Origin of the sequence: Streptomyces sp. NPDC059582 (genome assembly GCF_042735715.1) — a bacterium.
GTDB lineage: Bacteria > Actinomycetota > Actinomycetes > Streptomycetales > Streptomycetaceae > Streptomyces.
This window is the reverse complement of the sequence record NZ_JBHWCC010000122.1, coordinates 1-1424: the sequence shown is the minus strand read 5'-3', so window position 1 is coordinate 1424 and position 1424 is coordinate 1. Positions and strand designations below refer to the sequence as shown.

The following is a 1424-nucleotide window of genomic DNA, read 5'->3' as shown; positions in this document are numbered from 1 at the left end:
ACTAGTAGGACTCCGTTAGGTCTGTCTTGATCTTGGTGGCCTCTTGTTGGGCAGGGGGCGGTGACAGGTGGTGCAGGTGCCGGTCCAGCAGTTCAGCAGGTCCTGGATGGTGTCGAGGATCTGGTAGAGGGTGAGTCCGCTGTATCGGCTTTTGGGGCCAGGCGCTGTTCGGTGAGGAACGCGTGGGCGGCGGTGACCAGGGTGACGTGGTGGTGCCAGCCGTTCCAGGAACGGCCCTCGAAGTGGTCCAGGCCGAGGCCGTGCTTGAGTTCCCGGTAGTCGTGCTCGATGCGCCAGCGGATCTTTGCGAGGCGGACCAGCCCGGCGAGGGAGTGTGTGTCGGGCAGATTGGACAACCAGTAATCGGTGGGTGCCTCGGCGCCCGCGGGCCATTCGACCAGCAGCGTCATCTCGGGCAGGACGCCGTCCCAGCTGCCTGGGTCTGCGGCGGCGGCCCGGGCGAGGCGGCGGGATTTGATGCCGGCCGGCCGTACCCGCAGGGCCAGGAAATGCGAGCGCATCCGGCCTCGAGAGCCCTCCCGCCAGGTCACCTCGGTGAAAGCCTGTCGCCCGTGGCCGGCCGCGAGCGCGGCGATGGGGGACGGCTTGTCGCGGTAACGGGGCTGCGGCTTGCGTCCGTTGCCGGACCAGGGCGGGACCGCAGGCACCGCATCGTGCGGGTGAGCGGTCACATCTGAGCGGACCGCCACCACGTAGCCGATGCCCCGACGCTCCAGCCCGTCACGGAAGTCGGCGTTCTGCCCGTAACCGGCGTCGGCCACCAGCACCGGCGGGACGAGGCCCCATTCGGCCAGCTCGTCAATGCTGTCCAGGGCCAGGCGCCACTTCTCCCGGTGCCCGATCTCCTCCGGGATCCCCGTCTTGCGCCGACGGACGGAATCCGCCGCCCATTCCTCAGGCACGAACAGACGCCACTGCAGCGGACACGACGCCGTGTCGGAGACCGCGTGCACGCTCACCGCGACCTGGCAGTTCGCCTGCTTGCCGAGCGCTCCGCAGTACTGGGGCGCGACCGCCACCGACATCCGGCCGTCCTTGGGGAACGACACGTCATCGACCGCCCAGGCGTCCGGGCCGACCTGCGGCACCATCCGCTGCGCGATCCGCCGACGCACCGGCACCGGATCCCACGTCGACTGGTTCACGAACTGCTGCAGGTTCTGCTCATTGCCGTCCGGCAGCCGCTCCGCCATCGGCTGGATCGACTTACGCCGCCCGTCCAGCATCAGACCCCGCAGATAGCAGTCACTCTTGGCCCGCTGGTCCTTCCGCGGTACCGAGGCGAACACATCAGCCACGAATAACGCCAACTTCGCCCGAGCACGGTTCACTTCATGTGCATCCACACCCCTACACATGCCCCCGACTAGGACCGACACACGGACATAACGGAGTCCTACTAG

Annotated in this window: 1 protein-coding gene; it reads right to left on the bottom strand. The window is 68.0% G+C overall.

The window, feature by feature from the left end; genetic code table 11:
* Positions 1-92 precede the first annotated feature (92 nt).
* Complete coding sequence (locus tag ACFV0T_RS42150) at positions 93-1367, bottom strand: IS701 family transposase (RefSeq protein ID WP_385790853.1); 1275 nt, start codon at positions 1365-1367, stop codon at positions 93-95.
* Positions 1368-1424: the final 57 nt, after the last annotated feature.